At 77.1% G+C, this 227-nt stretch carries 1 pseudogene; it reads left to right on the forward strand.

Annotated features, from left to right (window positions below):
• Positions 1–97 precede the first annotated feature (97 nt).
• Positions 98–227 (forward strand): annotated as a pseudogene (locus VR45_RS45500) (1-phosphofructokinase); the annotation flags it as partial.

Consider the following 227-nt stretch of genomic DNA (forward strand, 5'->3'; position numbering starts at 1 on the left):
CCGGACACCCCGTGGCCCGGGTGGCCGCCGAGCACCCCGAGGCCCGGGTGGCCGCCGGACACCCCGTGGCCGAGGGCCGGACGGGAGGGACCGACCGATGATCCTCACCGTCACCCTCAACGCCGCGCTCGACGCCACCTGGAGCGTCGACAGCCTGCGGCCCCGCACCTCCCACCGCGTCGAGGACGCGCAGGAACGGGCGGGCGGCAAGGGCATCAACGTCGCCC

Origin of the sequence: Streptomyces sp. NRRL S-495 (assembly GCF_000966955.1) — a bacterium.
Classification (GTDB): Bacteria; Actinomycetota; Actinomycetes; order Streptomycetales; family Streptomycetaceae; genus Kitasatospora; species Kitasatospora purpeofusca.